The 16649-nt window shown below is 70.1% G+C and carries 14 protein-coding genes; 2 read left to right on the top strand and 12 right to left on the bottom strand.

Translation table 11 applies throughout. The annotated features are described in order from the left end of the window. Positions 1-321 precede the first annotated feature (321 nt). From ABZX37_RS43825 to ABZX37_RS43860, 8 genes are read right to left on the bottom strand one after another with little or no spacing between them, the layout of a single operon-like run. Positions 322-1683 (bottom strand): amidohydrolase family protein, encoded by a 1362-nt coding sequence (locus tag ABZX37_RS43825; protein WP_354750078.1) that lies wholly within the window; start codon positions 1681-1683, stop codon positions 322-324. Continuing rightward, complete coding sequence (locus ABZX37_RS43830; RefSeq protein WP_354750080.1) at positions 1680-2492, bottom strand: ATP-binding cassette domain-containing protein; 813 nt, start codon at positions 2490-2492, stop codon at positions 1680-1682. Before ABZX37_RS43830 ends, ABZX37_RS43825 begins: the two co-directional genes overlap by 4 nt. A 6-nt stretch (positions 2493-2498) precedes the next feature. Then, positions 2499-3407 (bottom strand): ABC transporter permease, encoded by a 909-nt coding sequence (locus ABZX37_RS43835; RefSeq protein WP_354750082.1) that lies wholly within the window; start codon positions 3405-3407, stop codon positions 2499-2501. Continuing rightward, entirely contained in the window at positions 3404-4354 is a 951-nt protein-coding gene (locus ABZX37_RS43840; protein WP_354750084.1) for an ABC transporter permease, read from the bottom strand. Before ABZX37_RS43840 ends, ABZX37_RS43835 begins: the two co-directional genes overlap by 4 nt. Before the next feature lie 25 nt (positions 4355-4379). Beyond that, positions 4380-6005: an ABC transporter substrate-binding protein gene (locus ABZX37_RS43845; protein WP_354750085.1), complete on the bottom strand. Its 1626-nt coding sequence runs from the start codon at positions 6003-6005 to the stop codon at positions 4380-4382. 4 nt (positions 6006-6009) lie between these two features. After that, complete coding sequence (locus ABZX37_RS43850) at positions 6010-6999, bottom strand: ABC transporter ATP-binding protein (protein ID WP_354750087.1); 990 nt, start codon at positions 6997-6999, stop codon at positions 6010-6012. Beyond that, positions 6996-7862: an amidohydrolase family protein gene (locus ABZX37_RS43855; RefSeq protein ID WP_354750089.1), complete on the bottom strand. Its 867-nt coding sequence runs from the start codon at positions 7860-7862 to the stop codon at positions 6996-6998. The genes ABZX37_RS43850 and ABZX37_RS43855 overlap by 4 nt, the downstream gene beginning before the upstream one ends. Then, positions 7859-9619, bottom strand: coding sequence for an adenine deaminase C-terminal domain-containing protein (locus ABZX37_RS43860; RefSeq protein WP_354750091.1), 1761 nt, complete (start codon positions 9617-9619; stop codon positions 7859-7861). Before ABZX37_RS43860 ends, ABZX37_RS43855 begins: the two co-directional genes overlap by 4 nt. Before the next feature lie 177 nt (positions 9620-9796). Between ABZX37_RS43860 and ABZX37_RS43865 the strand changes: the two genes are divergently transcribed. Further along, the gene (locus tag ABZX37_RS43865) at positions 9797-11365 is read left to right on the top strand and encodes a PucR family transcriptional regulator ligand-binding domain-containing protein (RefSeq protein WP_354750093.1); all 1569 of its coding nucleotides are present in this window, start codon (positions 9797-9799) and stop codon (positions 11363-11365) included. A gap of 113 nt (positions 11366-11478) precedes the next feature. Here the strand turns inward: ABZX37_RS43865 and ABZX37_RS43870 are convergent, their stop codons facing one another. Continuing rightward, a complete protein-coding gene (locus ABZX37_RS43870) occupies positions 11479-11754 on the bottom strand; it encodes a hypothetical protein (RefSeq protein ID WP_354750095.1) in 276 nt (91 codons plus the stop codon). An 84-nt stretch (positions 11755-11838) separates the two neighbouring features. Between ABZX37_RS43870 and ABZX37_RS43875 the strand changes: the two genes are divergently transcribed. Next, positions 11839-12504 (top strand): helix-turn-helix transcriptional regulator, encoded by a 666-nt coding sequence (locus ABZX37_RS43875; protein WP_354750097.1) that lies wholly within the window; start codon positions 11839-11841, stop codon positions 12502-12504. A 172-nt stretch (positions 12505-12676) separates the two neighbouring features. On the opposite strand, the gene ABZX37_RS43880 is transcribed toward ABZX37_RS43875, so the two are convergent. Genes ABZX37_RS43880 through ABZX37_RS43890 form a run of 3 tightly spaced genes read right to left on the bottom strand, consistent with a single transcriptional unit; the run spans position 12677 to position 16642 of the window. Continuing rightward, positions 12677-13411 (bottom strand): TetR family transcriptional regulator, encoded by a 735-nt coding sequence (locus ABZX37_RS43880; RefSeq protein ID WP_354750099.1) that lies wholly within the window; start codon positions 13409-13411, stop codon positions 12677-12679. 19 nt (positions 13412-13430) lie between these two features. After that, complete coding sequence (locus tag ABZX37_RS43885) at positions 13431-14963, bottom strand: FAD-dependent monooxygenase (RefSeq protein ID WP_354750101.1); 1533 nt, start codon at positions 14961-14963, stop codon at positions 13431-13433. Continuing rightward, complete coding sequence (locus ABZX37_RS43890; protein ID WP_354750103.1) at positions 14960-16642, bottom strand: AMP-binding protein; 1683 nt, start codon at positions 16640-16642, stop codon at positions 14960-14962. Before ABZX37_RS43890 ends, ABZX37_RS43885 begins: the two co-directional genes overlap by 4 nt. Positions 16643-16649: the final 7 nt, after the last annotated feature.

Raw genomic sequence — 16649 nt, forward strand, 5'->3', positions numbered from 1 at the left:
GGGGAACCCTGAGGGACTCAGAGTCCCTCAGGGTTCCCCTCACGGAGTTCAGCAACCGGCCACATAGTGGTAGATCGGGTATTCCGGCGATGCTGCTGTTCCTTGCTTCGGTGCAGTGAGTGAGCGGCAAGTTGTCAGGCTGAGCATCTGGGTGAGCCGCGCGCTCGAGGTGTCGAGGAACCTTCTTGGCCCGGACCGGCGCCGGACGCGGATCTCCGGCGAGTCTTGCGGGCGTGCGGAAGGCGTCGGGCCGGCGACCGCCGCTGGGCGGGTGAGGCCGGGCCGCCGAGCACCGGCCTGCTCGGCGGCCCGGGGTTCGGGTTATCCCGCCAGTCCCTGCAACCGGCGGGAGATCCGGCGGTGCCGGGCGAGCATGTCGTCCAGCCGGGGCAGCCGGAGTTCGCCGCTTTCCACGACCGGGGCGCCCTGGACGATCGTGTGGCGTGCCTGGACCGGCCCGCAGCGGAGCCAGGCTTCGACGAGGTCCGAGTGCGCGCCGGCGAACGCGATCGGGTTGAGCTCCCACGCGACGAGGTCTGCCGGAGCGCCGACGCGGATGCGGCCGAGGTCGGCGCGGCCGAGGCAGGCGGCGGATCCGGTGGTGGCCATTTCGAGCACGTCGCGGGCGGAGATCGCTCCTGCGCCGCCGCGGCCTTTGAGGGCGACGAGTGCGGTGTGCGCTTCCAGCCACATGCTCGCGTGGGCGCTGTGGGTCGAGGAGTCGCAGCCGATCCCGACCGGCACACCTGCTGCGCGGAGTTCCGGCACGGGGGTGGGGCCGGCGCCGCGCATCAGGGTCGGGGTCGGGCAGTGCGCGACGCCGGTGCCCCACTGCCCGAGCCGTCGGATTTCGTCGGCGTTCGGGAAGACGCAGTGCGCCACCCATGCCCGGTCGGTGCCCCAGCCGACGTCTTCGAACACCTCCACTGGGCGTTTTCCGAACACGCGTGCGCAGTATTCGTCTTCGGCCTGCACTTCGGACAGGTGGGTGTGCAGTCGCACGTCGAGCCGTTCGGCCAGTTCGGCGGTGTCTCGCATCAACTCAGGCGTCACGAGGGCGAGGGCGCACGGCGCGAGTCCTATTTGGACCATCGCGCCCGGCGCGCGGTCGTGATACTTGTCGACCAGGCGTTCCGAATCGGCGAGGATCTCGTCCGGTGCCTGCACCACGGAATCCGGCGCGAGTCCGCCGTCCTTGTGGGACAGGCTCATCGAGCCGCGCGTCGCGTGGAACCGGAGGCCGACTTCTTGTGCCGCGCGCACCTGGGCGTCGATGAAGTTCGGTCCGGTGTGGACGTACAGCATGTCCATCGACGTCGTGCAGCCGCCGAGGGCGAGTTCGGCGAGACCGACATAGGTGGACACCTCGACGGCTTCCTCGTCCAGGCCGGCCCACATCGGGTAGAGGGCCTTGAGCCAGTCGAACAGGTCGACGTTCATCGCGGCGGCGTTACCCCGGGTGAGGTTCTGGAACAAGTGCTGGTGGGTGTTGACCAGGCCCGGGGTCACGAGGCTTCCCTTGGCGGACAACGTCTTCGCCGCCGCGGGTTCGGACCCGGGGTCGCCGATCGCGGCGACGGTTCCGCCGGACACGGCGATCCAGCCGCCGGGGAGATCGTCGCCGTCCATGGTCACGAGGAGGTCCGCGTCGCGGACCAGCAGGTCGTACATCTGGTGTGTCATCCCGTCTGTCGTGTGCGGTCGAGGGTGCGGGCGTCGGGGTCGAGGCTGGGAATGGAGGACAGGAGCAGGCGGCTGTATTCGTGCCGCGGGTTCGCGTAGAGCTGTGCGGCCGGGCACGATTCCACGACCTCGCCGCGGTACATCACGAGGACGTGGTCGCTCATGTACTCGACGACGTTGAGGTCGTGGCTGATGAACACATACGTCAGCCCGAGCTCGTCTTGCAGGTCCTTGAGCAGGTTGAGAATCTGCGCCTGCACCGACTTGTCGAGCGCGGACACCGCCTCGTCGCAGACGATCAGCTTCGGCCGCAGGCTGAGCGCCCGCGCGATGTTGACCCGCTGCAGCTGTCCGCCGCTGAGCTGATGCGGGTAATGCGAACCGTGGTTCGGGTGCAGCCCGACCCGCACCAGCAGGTCGGCCGCGTGCGCTCGGATCCGCGCTCGCGGCGCGCCTTGGATGCGCAGCGGGTATCCGATGTTCGCCTCGATCGTCATCCGCGGGTTGAGCGAGGAATACGGGTCCTGGAACACCATCTGCACGGCTTGGGGCCGTTCGCGGCGGCCCAGTTCGCGCAGGTCCTTGCCGTCGATCCGGACCGTGCCCTGGTCGGGCTTCAGCAGGCCGACGAGCATCCGGCCGAGCGTCGATTTGCCGGACCCGGATTCGCCGACGACGCCGAGGGTTTCGCCCTCGTTGACGTACAGCGAAACGTCGGACACCGCGGTGATCGCGTCGCGGTCGAAGAGCCCGTTCTTGAACGGGAACCGTTTGACGAGGGAATCGGCCAGCATGAGCGTGGTGGGCACGGGCGGTCACCTCCGCACGTCGAGAGCGTCGCGGAAGCTGTCGCTCAGGATGTTGAACCCGGCCGAGGCCAGGAAGATGAACAGGCCGGGCAGCGCGACGACCACGGGCACGGTGTAGAGCGCGTCGCGGAGGCTGTTGAGCATCGCGCCCCATTCGGCGGTCGGCGGCGGCGCGCCGAGCCCGAGGAAACTCAGCCCGGCCCCGACGCTGATGCTCAGCCCGACCAGGCTCGCCGCGTAGACGAACACCGGGCCGGCGATCGTCGGCAGCACGTGGTGCAGCAGCACTTGCCACCAGCGCGCACCGCTGAGCCGGGCGGCTTCGAGGTATTCCTCGACCATGACCTGCCGGGTCGCGGATTCGGCGACGCGGGCGACCGGCGGGATGAACGCGAGGCTCAACGCGAGAAGCGAGTTCACGACGCCGGGGCCGAGCGACGCGGTCACCGCGATGCCGATGAGGATCGCGGGGAACGCGTAGGACATGTCGAGCACGCGGCCGAGCGCCGCGCCGACTGTGCCGCCGACGTAGGCGATGAACGCGCCGAGCAGGGTTCCGGCGACCGCCGCCACCGCGACCGGGACGATCCCGGTGGCCAGGGAAAGCCGCCCGCCGTAGAGCAGCCGGGTGAGCATGTCCCGGCCCAGTTCGTCGGTGCCGAGCAGGTGCCCGGGTGTCCCGAGCGGACGGAGGCGGTCCGTGACGGTGACCGCGTCCGGGTCGTAGCCGGTGATCCACGGCGCGAGGACCGCGGACAGCACCAGCAGCACGAGCACCGTCACGGCGACCATCGCGACCGGGTCCCGGCGGAGGCGGCGGGCGATCTCGGCCGACCGGCGCACCGCCGCGACCTGGGGGCCGTCGCTGTCCGGGACGCGAAGGGAAGCCGTTGCCCCGGAATGACTGTGGCTCATGACCGGACTCCTCTCCGCAGGCGCGGGTTGAAGGCGAACTGGAGCAGGTCGACGACGAGCGTGATCACCACGAACGTCACCGCGATGACCAGGACCGAGCCCTGCACCACGCGCAGGTCGCGCTCGGCGATCGCGTGGTACATCAGCTGTCCGAGGCCCGGCCAGTTGAAGATCGTCTCCACCAGGACCGAGCCGCCGAGCAGATAGCCGATCTGCAGGCCGCTGACCGCGAGGATCGGCGGCGCGGCGTTTTTCGCGACGTGCACGAGGATTCGCCAGTTCCGCACGCCCTGGGCGCGCAGTGTCTGCACGAAGTCCTCGCCGAGTTTCTCCAGCAGGCTGGCGCGGGTCATCTTCGCGCTAAGCCCGGCCGTGACGCAGGACGCGGCCAGGGCCGGAAGCACCAGATGCTGCACGAGGTCGGCGAATCCGCCTGCCGCGCCGTGCATCCCGCTCGGCGGGAACCAGCCGAGCGTGCCGCTGAACAGGATGATCAGCAGGATCGACGCCCAGTAGTTCGGCACGCTCAGGCCGAGCACCGCGCCGCTGGAGATGACCCGGTCGGGCCAGCGGCGGGCGCTGCGCGCGGCCAGGCCGCCGAGCAGGATCCCGATGCCCAGCCCGAGCACGGCGGCGGCCGCGGCGAGGATCATCGTGGCGGGGAAGGCGGTCGAGATCAGCTCGGCCACCGGGCGGCCGCGGGGCAGCGAGAACCCGAGGTCGCCGTGGAACACTCCCTTGAGCCACACCAGGTATTGCCCGGGAAGCGACCGGTCCAGCCCGAGCTGGTGGGCCAGCGCGTCCCGTTCGGCCTGGGTCGAGCCGGGCCCGACCACCCCGGCGAGCGGGTCGCCGGGGAGGACGTTGAGCAGCAGGAAACTGACGAGGGACACGCCGAACAGGGCCGGGACGGCCATGGCCAGGCGTTTGACGAGGAGGACGAGCATCGGTTTCTCCGCTTCCCGGATGCGGCTAGGCCGGTTTGACCCAGACGTTGCGGACGTCGAAGTACCAGGACTGCGGCTGGACGAAGCCGCGCACGGACGGGGCGAGGGCCTGCAGGTCGAGGTCGTGCACCACGAACGTCATCGGCGAGTCCGCGGCGGCGAGGCCGAGTGCTTTCGCCATCAGCGCGGCCTGTCTGGCCGGGTCGAATTCCGCGGACACCGCGGCGAACGCCCGGTCGACCGCCGGGTTGCGATAGCCCATGACGTTGCAGCAGCCGCCGGGCGGGACGCGGTCGGAGGAGAACCGGTCGGCGAGGAACGGCGCGGCCCAGGACATCGAGTTGTACAGCGCGTCGTATTGCTGGTTCGGTCCGGTGAACCCGGCGCGGCCGATGGTCAGCAGCAGGTTCGACTCCAGCGGGACGAGCTGCATGTCGATGCCGGCGTCCTTGAGATTCGCCTGCAGCACCTGGGTCATCGGCTGCGGCCACATCGTCCCCGAGCCGCCGGTGGGAATGGCGACCTTGATGCTCAGCCCGCTGCTGTGGCCTGCTTCGCGCAGCAGCGCTTTGGCCTTGGCGGGGTCGTAGTGGTACTTCTCGCCGAGAGACTTGTCGTACCACGGGTTTCCCTCGTAGGCGGCTTGGCTCGCGGGCAGGCACAGGCCGTCGAGCAGGCCGCTGCACAGGCTCTTGCGGTCGATCGCGTACTGCAGCGCTTCGCGCACCTTCGGATCGGTGAACGGCGCTTTGGCGAGATTCAGGTACAGCACCATGGTGTGCGGATACGGATGCGTCCGGATCGCGTCGCCTTGGGACTTCAGCCGCGGCACGGAATCCGGCGGCGGGGTCTCGATCCAGTTGACGTCGCCCGCTTCCAGCGCGGCGAGCCGGCTCGACGGATCGGCCATCGCGCGGATCCGCAGACCGTCCAGTTTGGGCGGTCCTTGCCAGTAGTCCTTGTTGGCCACCAGGTCCAGCGTGTCCTGAGTGTACGAACGGACCTTGAACGGACCGGTTCCAGTGGCGTGCCCGGGGTAGTCGCGATTGCCGTACTCGCGGACCGCGGCCGGACTGGGGAAGTAGATCCCGGCGAGGTCCCACAGCAGCAGGGAATCCGGCTGGCGCGTGGTGATCTCGACCGTCGCCGGGTCCGGAGCGCGGTAGGACGCGATGGTCTGGGTCTGGAACTTCGCGGCGGTGCTGAGGGATTCGCTGAAGAACGGGGAGCCCGGCTTGGTGAGCCGGTCGAGTTCGAAAAGGACCGCCGACGAGTCGAAAGCGGTGCCGTCGTGGAACTTCACGCCGGTCTTGAGCCGGAAGGTCCAGGTCCGTTTGTCGGGCGAGACGGTCCAGCTCGCAGCCAGCGAGGGATGCGGGGTGGGTGCCGTGTCGGCTTGGTCGAGGTCGAACGCGGTGAGGGCGTCGTAGATCTGGCCGCTGACCCAGCGGATGCCCTCGGCGCCCTGGGTCGCGGGGGAGTCGGGGATGGGCACGGTGGCGGAGTTGATGGCGACGCTCAGCGTGCCGCCGGCTCCGCCGCGGTCGCGGGCGGCGTCGTCCGCGCCGCGGGTGCTGCCGCCGGCACTGCACGCGGCGAGCGTCAGCACGCTCGCTCCGGCCAAGATCTTGCTCCGCACGGGATGCGGCATGATCTCACTCTCCTTGAGCCGCGGATGCGCCCGCGTGGACACATCGGGCGGTGTGGCTGTCGGTGAACCGCCGCACGGGCGGGTCGCCGGCGCGGCAGAGCGCCGCGGCGTGGCGACAGCGGGGTGCGAAAGAACACCCGGAGGGCAGCAGCGCCAGGTTCGGCGGCGCACCCGGGATGGCCGCGGGGCGGGTGCGTTGCCCGCCCCGGACGTTCGCGTCCAGCAGCCCGATCGTGTAGGGGTGCCGGGGGTTCTTGAGGACTTCGCGGCAGGTGCCGGATTCGATGGTGCGCCCGGCGTAGAGGACGAGCACCTCGTCGGCGAGTTCCGCGGTGACGCCGACGTCGTGGGTGACGATGACGGTGCTCGTCCCGAGTTCGGCGCGGACGTCGTTCAGCAGCGCGAGGATCCGCGCCTGGACGGTGACGTCGAGCGCGGTCGTCGGCTCGTCGGCGAGCAGCACGCTCGCGCCGCAGGCGAGCGCGGCCGCGATCGCGACCCGCTGCCGCATCCCGCCGCTGAGTTCGAACGGGTAAGCCTTGAGCCGCCGTTTCGGATCGGTGATCTGGACCAGCTCCAGCAGTTCCAGCGCCCGGGTGCGCGCCGCTCGCCGGTCCATTCCGGAATGCCGGCGCAGCGGTTCGACGAGCTGTCGCTCCACTGTGTACACCGGGTCCAGCGCGGTCATCGGGTTCTGGAACACCATCGAGATCCACGAGCCGCGCGTCTCGGCTCGTTCGCGCGGCGACATCGCGACGAGATCGCGGCCGCGGGTCCACACCTCGCCGGACACCGCGGCGCGCGGCGGCTCGATGCCCATCAAGGTGCGCAGCAGCATCGACTTTCCGCAGCCGGATTCGCCGAGCACGCCCAGCACGGAACCCTTTGCCAGGTCGAAAGAAACGTCGTCGACCGGCCTGAGCGAGCCCGCGTTGCCGCGGATTTCGACGGTGAGCCCGCGCACCGACAGGACGGTTTCCGGCGCGGTGGTCATGGCCGGTTCCCGTTCTCCGCGACCAGCACCCCGCCGACGTAGACCCGCGCCGGAACGGTGCCGAGGTCTTCGGTGAGGAAGAAATCGGCCCAGCGGCCCGGGGCGATGCTGCCGAGGAGGTGGTCGAGCCCGTAGTGGGTGGCCGCGTTGAGACTGCCGAGCTGCAGAGCTGTCGGCGCGGAGATGCCCGCCGCCAGCGCGTGGGCGACTTCCGGCAGCACTCGCCCGGATCCGGTGCCCAGGCAGAGATGCCGCGCGTCGAGGGTCCCGTCGGCGATCCCGGCGAGGACTTCCGCTCCCTCGGCGTCGCGGTCCGGGATCAGCACGGTCCGGCCCATGCGCAGGGCGGAGCGCACGGAGCCGCCCGGAACGCGGGCCATGCCCAGCCCGTGCGCGGTCGCGGCGGATTGCACGCTGTTCTCGGCGGAATCCGCGGACGGGCCGCTGCGTTGCGTCAGGCCGTGTCCGGTCGCTTCGAAAAGCCGGCACGGCAGATCGAAACGGGCGATGCCGTCGGCGGGGCCGAGTTCCGGGGTGACCACCGCGGTCGTGCCGGTGCGGACCGCGTTCCAGCCGACCTCCGCCCACGTCAAGCCTTGGTCGGGCAGCAGGTGCGGTTCGACCAGACCCGGCGCGGCGAACAGGCCCGCGCAGTCCTCTTCCCGGGCGGCCGGGCCGTCGAAGTCCGGTCGCACGGCGACGATCCGCCTGCCGAGCACCACGATGTCCGCGGGATGGATTTCGTTGCTGTACGGGGAGATCACCTGACAGTCGCGCAGGACAAGGTCCGCTCGGTGCTGTCCGCGCGCGGTTTCGATCTCGCGGGTCATGGTGCGGACCCGGTCGCGGATCGCGTCCGTCATCGGGCCACCTCCTCGTGCTCCAGGACGACAGGGACGAACTCGCGGGTCGAGACCTCGACGAGGCCGCGGTCGGTCATGCCGTAGGCGGGAAGCGTGTGCAGCACGGTGCCCGCCAGCGCGCGGACCGGGTTGGTCAGCACGCAGCCGAGCGCGTCCCGCGCGACCTGCTCCAGCCGCCCGACGGCGGCGACGACCTGCTCGTAGGGGAGTTCGGAGATGATGCCGCCGACCGGCAGCGGCACGTCGGCGAGCACCTCGCCGTCGCGGACCACGACGTAGCCGCCCTGCATTTCCGCCACGCGGCGGATCGCGGTCCACATGTCGGCGTCGTCGGTCCCGGCGCACACGATGTTGTTGGAGGGGCCGGAAACCGAGCTGGCGATCGCGCCGGACGTGAGACCGAACCCGCGGATGAACGCCACCGTCGCGTTGCCGTTGCGGCCGTACCGTTCGACCATGCAGAACTTGAGCACGTCCGCCGCGACGTCCGGTTGGACGAGACCGTCGACCACCGGGAGTTCGGCGGTTTCGGCGCGGTTGAACGCCGCGTCCTGGTCGCTGGCGTGGATGACGCGGACTTTCGCCGTGCTCGCACCGGCGGGGCCGGAAACGGCGAGGCGTTTCGCGTCGAGCGCCGGGTGCAGCCGGACGGTCGTGCGATAGGAGGCGGGGAATTCAGGCGGGGGCACGTCGGTGACCAGCACTCCGTCCACCGCGGCCACTTTGCCGTCGGCGACCACCAGGTCCGGACGGAATTCGCCGAGGTCGTGGACCAGGGAGAAATCGGCCAACCGGCCCGGGGAAACGCTGCCGAGCAGGTGTGCGAGCCGGTAGTGCTGCGCGGTGTTGAGCGTGCCCATGCGCAATGCCTCGACAGGGGATATGCCGCCGTTGATCGCGACCCGCACCGAGCGGTCGAGGTAGCCGAACCCGCGGCCGACCATGCTGGTGACGGTGATGTTGTCGATGCAGAAATGCAGATGCCGGGTCGGGATCCGTTGCTCTCGGACGAAATCGACCAACCCGTTGGTGAGGTTTTCCCGTCCGGCGGATTCGACCGCGAACATCGCGACCCCGCGCCGTAGCCGCGGCCTGATGTCGGCGGGTTTGGTGACGCAGTGGTCGTCGCGGACCCCGGCGGTCACGTAGGCGTCGAAAGCCGATTCCACCTCCGGCGGCAGGTCTCCTCCATGGCCGGACACGCGCAGCCCGCGGGAGAGGCACAGTGCCAGCCGTTCGAGGTAGTCCGGGTCGGCGGAGAGGATTTTGGCCGAGATGGTCTCGCCGATGCTGACCGATTCGGGCCATGCCAGCATGCGGTCGAGGTCGGCGGAATCCATCTCGTACGCCACGGTTTCGCGTTCCGGGTCCACCGGCGAATAGGACGGCATGGCGAAGTACGCGCGGAGCGGCAGCCCGGCGAACTGGTCGATCACGCTCCGCACGCCGTCCGGGCCGCCGGTGGTGACGATGTTGGTGGTGTCGACGAAAACGGTCGTGCACCCGAGCGGCACGACGACCCTGGCCAGTTCGCCGGGGCTGAGCGAGGTCGTGTCGAGGTGCATGTGCGGGTCGATCAGGCCGGGGACGACGAACCGGCCGCCTGCGTCGATCACCTGCTCCGCGTCGCGGAATTCGCCTTTGGCCACCGAAACGATCCGGTTTCCGCGTACGGCGACGTCGGTCGGGTAGATCTCGCCCGACCACACGTTGACCAGGGTGCAGTCCCGCACGAGGAGGGACGGGGCTTCCATCATGGGCGCTGCCTTTCGCGCTGTCGCGAGCTGCTGCCTGCGAGGCGTTCAGTTAACGTTCACGGGCCGGACAGGCACAATGTGGTCGGACACGAAGCTCGGGTCGTGCCCGCGGCGCTGGTCTCGTAGATTTCTCCAGCGGATCGCGGCAGTGCCGGGGCACGGGAAAGCGGGCGAGAAATGCGCATTCGCGAGGTTCTGCAGCTGCCTGGTCTCCGGTTGCGCTGCCTGGCCGGGGAAGCGCACCTGGACCGGCGGATCCGCTGGGTGCTCACCTCGGACGTGCTCGATCCGCGCGGCTACCTGTCCGGCGGCGAACTCGTGCTGACCGGTCTGATGTGGAGGCGCGGCCCCGAGGATTCCGACGCGTTCGTGGCGGCGCTCGCGGAAAGCGACGTGGCCTGCCTCGCGGCGGGAGAGGCCGCGTACGGCGGAGTGCCCGCGGATCTGGTGCGGGCGTGCGTGAAGCACGACGTCCCGCTCGTGGAAATCCCGCAGGGCGTGTCGTTCTCGCACGTGTCCGGGAGCGTGCACCAGGCGCTGATCGGCGACCGCCAGGACGACCTCGCGGAATTGCTGCGCCGCCGCCGGAAACTCGTCACCTCGGTCAGCAGGCACGGGGGACTGGACGCGCTGCTGGCGCTGTCCGCCGACGACCCGGACGTGCCGTTCTGGCTGCTCACCGCCACCGGCCGGGTCCCGGCGATCGCGCCGTCGCATCCGCAAGGCACGGAAGGCGAAACTCTGGCGAGAGAATTCCTTACCGCCAGGGAATTCCCGCACCGGACGCGCATCCGCAGCGGCGGGCGAACGGCGGATTTCTCGCTCTTCCCGGTAGGCGACGACATCCGGCCGCGCGTGATCGGCTGGTTCCTCGCGTGCGAAGGCGACTATCGCACGTGGAGCGACGGAACGCGGGAATCGATGACCGAACTCGCCGCGCTGGTGAGCCTGGAACGCGAGCGCCGGGAGGAGGTTCGCCGGCTGGAGAACTCCCAGCTCGAGCTTCTCGTCGCGGACACGCTGGCGGGAAACCCGGGCGCGCCAGGCGAACTCGCCGGGCAGCTCGCGCGGATGGGTCTCGACGACGGCCCGTACGCGGTCGTCGCCGGAGCGGTGACTCCAGCCAGCGCGGGCGCGATCGCCCGAACGGTCATGGTCGACCTGCTGGTGCCGTTCTCGGATGTGCCGCAGTCCATTGTGCACGCGACGGCCGTCGGAACCGAAGCCATCGCGGTGATCCCGCTGCACAAGGACATCGGGGCGCTGACCGACTACATCCGCTCGCGCGCCCCGCTGATGTCGCTCGGACTCGACCGGCACCAGCTCGCCATCGGAATCAGCAGCGCCGCGGCGGGACCGGAAGCACTGCCCTCGGCACTAGGCGAGGCGCGTCGTGCGCGGAAACTGGCGGAACTGCAGTCCGGCGCGCTGCGGGTGGTGGCCGCGCAGGAGATCGATTCTTTCGAGCAGTTGCTCGCCGCGGTCCCCGCCGAGGTGCGTGCAGCGTACCGGGATCGGTTTCTCGGGCCCTTGCTCGCCTACGACAGCACGCATCACGGCGAGCTGGTCCGTACGTTGGAGGCCTTTCTCGAAACGGATTGCTCGTGGTCCCGGTGTGCCAGTGAATTGCACATCCACGTGAACACGCTGCGGTACCGGATCCAGCGGATCGAGGCGCTGACCGGAAAATCGCTGACGAGCCTGCAAGGACGCCTGGAATTCACCCTCGCGCTCAGAGCGAGGTAGCGGGGCAGGCGCTTCGCGACCACATCGAGCGCACGGCCGCCGCTCTTGTCCGGTATGCCGAAGGGTTCGACGGCGCCGATGAACGAGCGCTGGCCTGAACGCGGTGTGCCCGTTCAGCCCAGTCGCGGGAAGAGGGCGCGGGCGTTGGCGGAGTCGATCGCGCGGGATTGTTCGGGGGTGAGTCCGCTGTGGGTGTCGAGGATTTCGGTGAAGTGGGTGGCGACGGGCGTTGGGGCGTAGGGGAAGTCGCTGCCGTAGAGGATCTTTGCGGGGTCGGCGAACCGGGTGAGCGCGCCGAATGCGTATTCGCCCGAGGAGAGCGCGGTGTCCCAGTAGAAGCTGCGGAACCGGGCGAGGAGTTCGTCTTCGGTGGGACCGGTGGGATCCATCGCGGTCTGGATCTGGCAGAACCGCAGGGCCGCGTAGGGGACGAAGCCCCGCCGCCCGCGTCAGCCTATCCTGGACGGCGGCAGGTGCCCGGTCTGCGCCGCGCGGAGGTCGCGGCTCGGGCGTTCGTCAGCGACGAGTACTACACCAGGATCGAGCAGGGCCGAGTCGTGCCGAGTGCCGACGTGGTCCGCCGCGTCGCCGCCGCCCTGGAACTCGACGACGACCAGACCCGGTACGCCCTGGACCTCCTCGCCGAGCCGGTCGCCCTGCCGGAGGATCCGGAGCCGAGCGATCCGCTGTGCCGCCTGGTCGAGCGGATGGGCGACGTGCCCGCCCTCCTCGTCGGACCGGCCACCGCGATCCTGGCCTGGAACCCCGCCGCCGCCCGGCTGCTCACCGACTTCGGAACCGTCCCGCCGGAGCAACGCCGCTTCGTGCAGATGGTGTTCACCGACCCCGTCCTGCAAAGCCGGTTCACCGACCTGGAAACCATGCGGCGCACCGTGATCGGCGTCGTCCGCGCCAGCACCCCGGCAGGCCCGCCCACCGGAGACTGGATCGACGACCTGCTCCGCACCAACCCCGACTTCAAAACCCTGTGGGAACGCAACGACGTCGTCCGCCCGCACACGCGCATCCGCGTCCGGCTCCGGATGCCCGACGGCGGCGAGGAAACCTGGGAACAGGTTGTCCTGCAAGCGATCGACGACCCCCAGCAACGGCTCGTCGCCCTGATCCCCGCCGCCTGACGCACCGAGAGCAGAGCGCGGCCGCAGACCCGCTGCCGAACCCCGCGCGCCCATGCTTCCCCGCCGACCGGATCTCCGACGATCTGCTCGGGCCCGTCCTCGGCAAGCCGGACCACCTCATAGCCGCATCCTTCACCGCGCACCAAACGCGCACCACCGGGACAACCCTGGGCTAGTGCGGCCGCCGGTCGTCCCCGGTGCCGCCAGCCAAGCGCTCGACCAGGTCCAGTTCGACCCGGACGTTGGCGAGAATCCCTTCCACCGTCGGGGATTCCGGCGTGCGATCGTCGCTCCGGACGGTGCGCACGGCCATCTCGGCGAGCTGGTCGGCCGTCTCCTGGTCGTCCCCGCCGTCCTGGTGCCACCAGGCGATCCAGTTGAGCATGCCGATCACGCCCAGCGCCGCGGTGCGCGCGTTGACGTTGCGGAAGCTTCCGTCGGCGATGCCGCCGTCGATTACCTCGACGAGTTCCTTCAGGACGCGCCGCCGGCTGGCCCGGTAGGACGCGGCGAGGTGCTCGGGCAGATCCGATTCCGACCGGATCATCAGCCGGAACCGGTCCGGGTCCGCCATCTGGTTCAGCGCCAGCGACCGCGCCATGCGCCGCAGCTTCGCGACCGGGTCCAGGCCCTCCTGTGCGTTGATCTCGTGCAGCAGCTGGGCGGGCTGGTCGGCGATTTCGCTGACCAGCTGGGCGAACAGGTCGTCCTTGCTCGCCACGTAGTGGTAGACCGCCTGGCGGGTCAGGCCGGTCGCGTCGGCGATGTCCTGCAGCGTGGTCCCGGCGACTCCGCGTTCGGCGAACAGCCGGGCGGCGTTCTCCTTGATCTCCCGTTCGACCAGTTCGCGCCGCACGCTGGGGCGGCCCCGCCGCTTGGGCGGCGGATCGGCGGCAGGGGAAGTCATAGCGGCCAAGGCTAGCCCATCACCCGGTGAAGGCCACGAGATCGACACGCTCGCTGGCGAGCGCGCCCGCGGCGACGGCGCGGAACTCGGCGGGCACGTCCGCGACCAGGAGCGCGCCGGTCGCGCGGCGGATCCGCTCGCCGAGGTCCAGCCGGTCGAGCGTCGCTTCGCGGTCGCCGGGACCGGTCAGCCAGTACGCGGCGGCGGGCGGCAGGCCCGTGATCAGCTCGGCCGCTTCGGGACTCCACGGCCGGACCGAGATCTCGACGGGGAGCGTTCCGGCCGCGGCCCGCAGCGCCTCGGGAGCGGTGCGGCAGGGGAACTGGTGCCCGCCCGAGGCCAGCGGCTGGTCGAGGATCCACTCCGTGACCGCGGCCGGAGAAGGGACCTCGTCGGTCCCGACCCCGCCGAACGCCGCGAGGCCGGGGACGGCGACCTGCGGAGCGGACTCGGCGAACCGGTCGACGGTGACCTTCCCGGCCCGCGTCATGTAGGCGACCATCAGCTGCTCCACCGGCATCGACAAGCGGTCCGGGAACGAGTCCCACCACGCCATCGAGCGTTCGGCGATGTCCTGGAGGTGTTCGACGGCGGGCCGCCGCTCCGCCTCGTACGCGGTGAGGGCGTCATCGAGGTTCCCGGCGGCGAGCACCGCGCGGTCGAGCGCGATCGCGTCCTCCATGGCGAGCTTGGTCCCGGAGCCGATCGAGTAGTGCGCGGTGTGCGCGGCGTCGCCGAGCAGCACCACATTTCGCGTGTGCCAGTGGCGGCACCGGATAGTGCGGAACCGGAGCCACCTGGTGCGGTTGCCGATCAACCGGTTTCCTTGCAAGGTATCGGAAAACGCCTCCTGGAGGTAATCGAGCGACGGCTGGTCGTTCTCTCCGTTGGGAGTCTCGCGGGTGGAAACGTCGAATCCCGCTCGCCGCCACGTCTTTTCGTCGGTTTCGATCAGGAAAGTGCTGCGGTCGGCGGCATACGGATAGGCGTGCGCGACGAACGTGCCGTGCTCGGTGACGACCGGAGTGAAGATTGCCCTCGGCAACGCGAAATCGGTGCCGCACCACAGATACAGGCCCTCGCCTTCGGCCGTTTCCGGACCGAACTCCCCGGCCAGTTCGGTCCGGGTCGCGCTCGAGATCCCGTCGGCGGCGACGATGAGGTCGGCATCGAGTTCTGCCACCGCGCGGCGTTCGCCGAAGCGCAGGTCGACTCCGGCGGCTTCGGCGTGTTTTTGCAGTACGGCCAGCAAGGTCGCGCGGCCGATCGCGAGCAGTTCGCCGTGCGCGAGACGTACTTCGGAGTCGCCGACGCGCATCGACATCTCGTGCCCGTGCGCCGCCGCGACGATGCTGTCGAGCGATTCCTCGTCGGCGAGCCGCAGGTTCCGCTGGGTCCGCGACGCCAGGCCGACGCCGAATCCGAAGGTCTTGTCTGGCACGCCCTGTTCGTAGACGGTCACCTCGGCACCGGGATGACTGCGTTTGAGCAGGCGGGCGGCGTACAGCCCGCCCGGCCCGCCGCCGAGGACGGCGATGGTGTCGAGCTTCATGCTCCGGCTCCTTGCGGGGTCGTTTCGGCCGCGAGCGGCGCCGCTGCGTCGGCCCGGAGACGTTTCTTGTCGATCTTCCCGACGTTGGTCTTCGGCAGCTCCGGCACCCAGACCAGGCGTTCGGGCCACTTGAACTTGGCCACGCCGAGCGCGTCCAGGTGCTGCTGCACCTCGGGCATCGTCAGGGTCGTGCCGGTCGCGGACACCAGGAACGCACAGGCCTTCTCGCCCAGCCGCGCGTCGGGCATGGCGACCACCGAGGCGACCGCGACCTCCGGGTGCTTCATCAGCAGCACCTCGACCTCCTCGGCATTGACCTTCTCGCCGCCGCGGTTGATGAGGTCTTTGATCCGGCCCTCGATCGACACGTGCCGCTTGCCGTCGACGACGTGGATCGCGGCGAGGTCTCCGGTGCGGTAGAAACCGTCCGAAGTGAACGCGGTCGCGTTGTGCTCGGGCGCGTCGAAGTACCCCGGGATGGTGTACGGGCCGCGGCAGCACAGTTCGCCGACGGCGCCGTCCGGGACTTCGGTTTCGGTGCCCGGTTCGAGGATCCGGACTTCGTCCGACGCCGCGATCGGCGCGCCGACGGTCGTCGTGCGCACGGACTCCGGATCGCCGGACCGGCCGACCAGGAACATGCCTTCCGACATCCCGAACATCTGCCCGGCCCAGCGCGTGTCGCCGTCGTCGACCCGCCGGAACAGTTCCGCCGGCACCTTCGCGCCCGACAGCACGGTGCCCCGGAGCGTGCGGAGGACCGGGTCGAATTCGGCGGACCGGACGGCTTGGTAGTGGCCGTGCCCGATCAGCACGTCGGTCACGCCGTGCTCGGCCATCAGCGCGAACGCGGCGACGTGGTCGGGGGTGGCCAGGACGAGGGCCGCGCCGACCGAATGGGCGCCGTGCAGAGCGCACGAGATTCCGGCATTGTGGATGATCGGGATGAGGTGCGCGAGCCGGGTGTCGGCATCCCAGCCCAATGCCTGGGCGTAGAGGAGGGCGTTGTTCCAGTACTCGGCGTGGATCCGGGGGATCACCTTCAGCACTCCCGTTGTCCCGCCGGACAATTGGAACACCGCGACGTCCTGCGGATCAGTTTCGGCCTCGACGCTTTCGACGAACGCCCGCGCCTCCGCCGGATCGAGGTCGGCACCGAGGTCCTCGATGCGGTGTGTGCCGGAAGCCGCCGCGCCGACGGTGAGGACGGTGCGCAGCGTCGGGTGCCCGTCGGCGGCGCGCCGGGCGAACTCGACCAGATCGAATCCGAGCCCGGCTTCGACCAGATGCGCCACCGCGCCGACTTTGCGGCTGATGTGGCCGATCTCGTGCATCCGGTGCTGCGCCAGCGTCGCCACCGGCACCAGGCCCGCCTTGAGGCAGCCGTACCAGGCCAGCACGGTCGCCGTCCGGTTGGTCGCCTGGAACAGCACTGGATCGAGCCGACGCAGGCCGAGTCCGCCGAGTGCGGCGGCGATCCGGTCGGTGCGCTCGTCGAGCTCACGGTAGCTGAGCGTGCCTTCGGCGGTGATCAGCGCGGGGCGATCGCCTTGCCGCAGCGCGGATTCGTGCAGCCGCGCGCTGATCGGCGCGTCGCTCCATTCGCCGCTGGCCCGGTAGCGGCGGGCGCGATCGGCGGGGTACGGGACGACTCGCCCGTCCCAGTCGAGTGCGGTCACTGAAATG

Origin of the sequence: Amycolatopsis sp. NPDC004079 (assembly GCF_040610415.1) — a bacterium.
Classification (GTDB): Bacteria; Actinomycetota; Actinomycetes; order Mycobacteriales; family Pseudonocardiaceae; genus Amycolatopsis; species Amycolatopsis halotolerans.

Coding starts and splice junctions, on each gene's coding strand:
- ABZX37_RS43825 (WP_354750078.1), bottom strand. CDS start 1,683: ATGACACACCAGATGTACGACCTGCTGGTCCGCGACGCGGACCTCCTC.
- ABZX37_RS43835 (WP_354750082.1), bottom strand. CDS start 3,407: ATGAGCCACAGTCATTCCGGGGCAACGGCTTCCCTTCGCGTCCCGGAC.
- ABZX37_RS43840 (WP_354750084.1), bottom strand. CDS start 4,354: ATGCTCGTCCTCCTCGTCAAACGCCTGGCCATGGCCGTCCCGGCCCTG.
- ABZX37_RS43845 (WP_354750085.1), bottom strand. CDS start 6,005: ATGCCGCATCCCGTGCGGAGCAAGATCTTGGCCGGAGCGAGCGTGCTG.
- ABZX37_RS43850 (WP_354750087.1), bottom strand. CDS start 6,999: ATGACCACCGCGCCGGAAACCGTCCTGTCGGTGCGCGGGCTCACCGTC.
- ABZX37_RS43855 (WP_354750089.1), bottom strand. CDS start 7,862: ATGACGGACGCGATCCGCGACCGGGTCCGCACCATGACCCGCGAGATC.
- ABZX37_RS43860 (WP_354750091.1), bottom strand. CDS start 9,619: ATGATGGAAGCCCCGTCCCTCCTCGTGCGGGACTGCACCCTGGTCAAC.
- ABZX37_RS43865 (WP_354750093.1), top strand. CDS start 9,797: ATGCGCATTCGCGAGGTTCTGCAGCTGCCTGGTCTCCGGTTGCGCTGC.
- ABZX37_RS43870 (WP_354750095.1), bottom strand. CDS start 11,754: ATGGATCCCACCGGTCCCACCGAAGACGAACTCCTCGCCCGGTTCCGC.
- ABZX37_RS43880 (WP_354750099.1), bottom strand. CDS start 13,411: ATGACTTCCCCTGCCGCCGATCCGCCGCCCAAGCGGCGGGGCCGCCCC.
- ABZX37_RS43885 (WP_354750101.1), bottom strand. CDS start 14,963: ATGAAGCTCGACACCATCGCCGTCCTCGGCGGCGGGCCGGGCGGGCTG.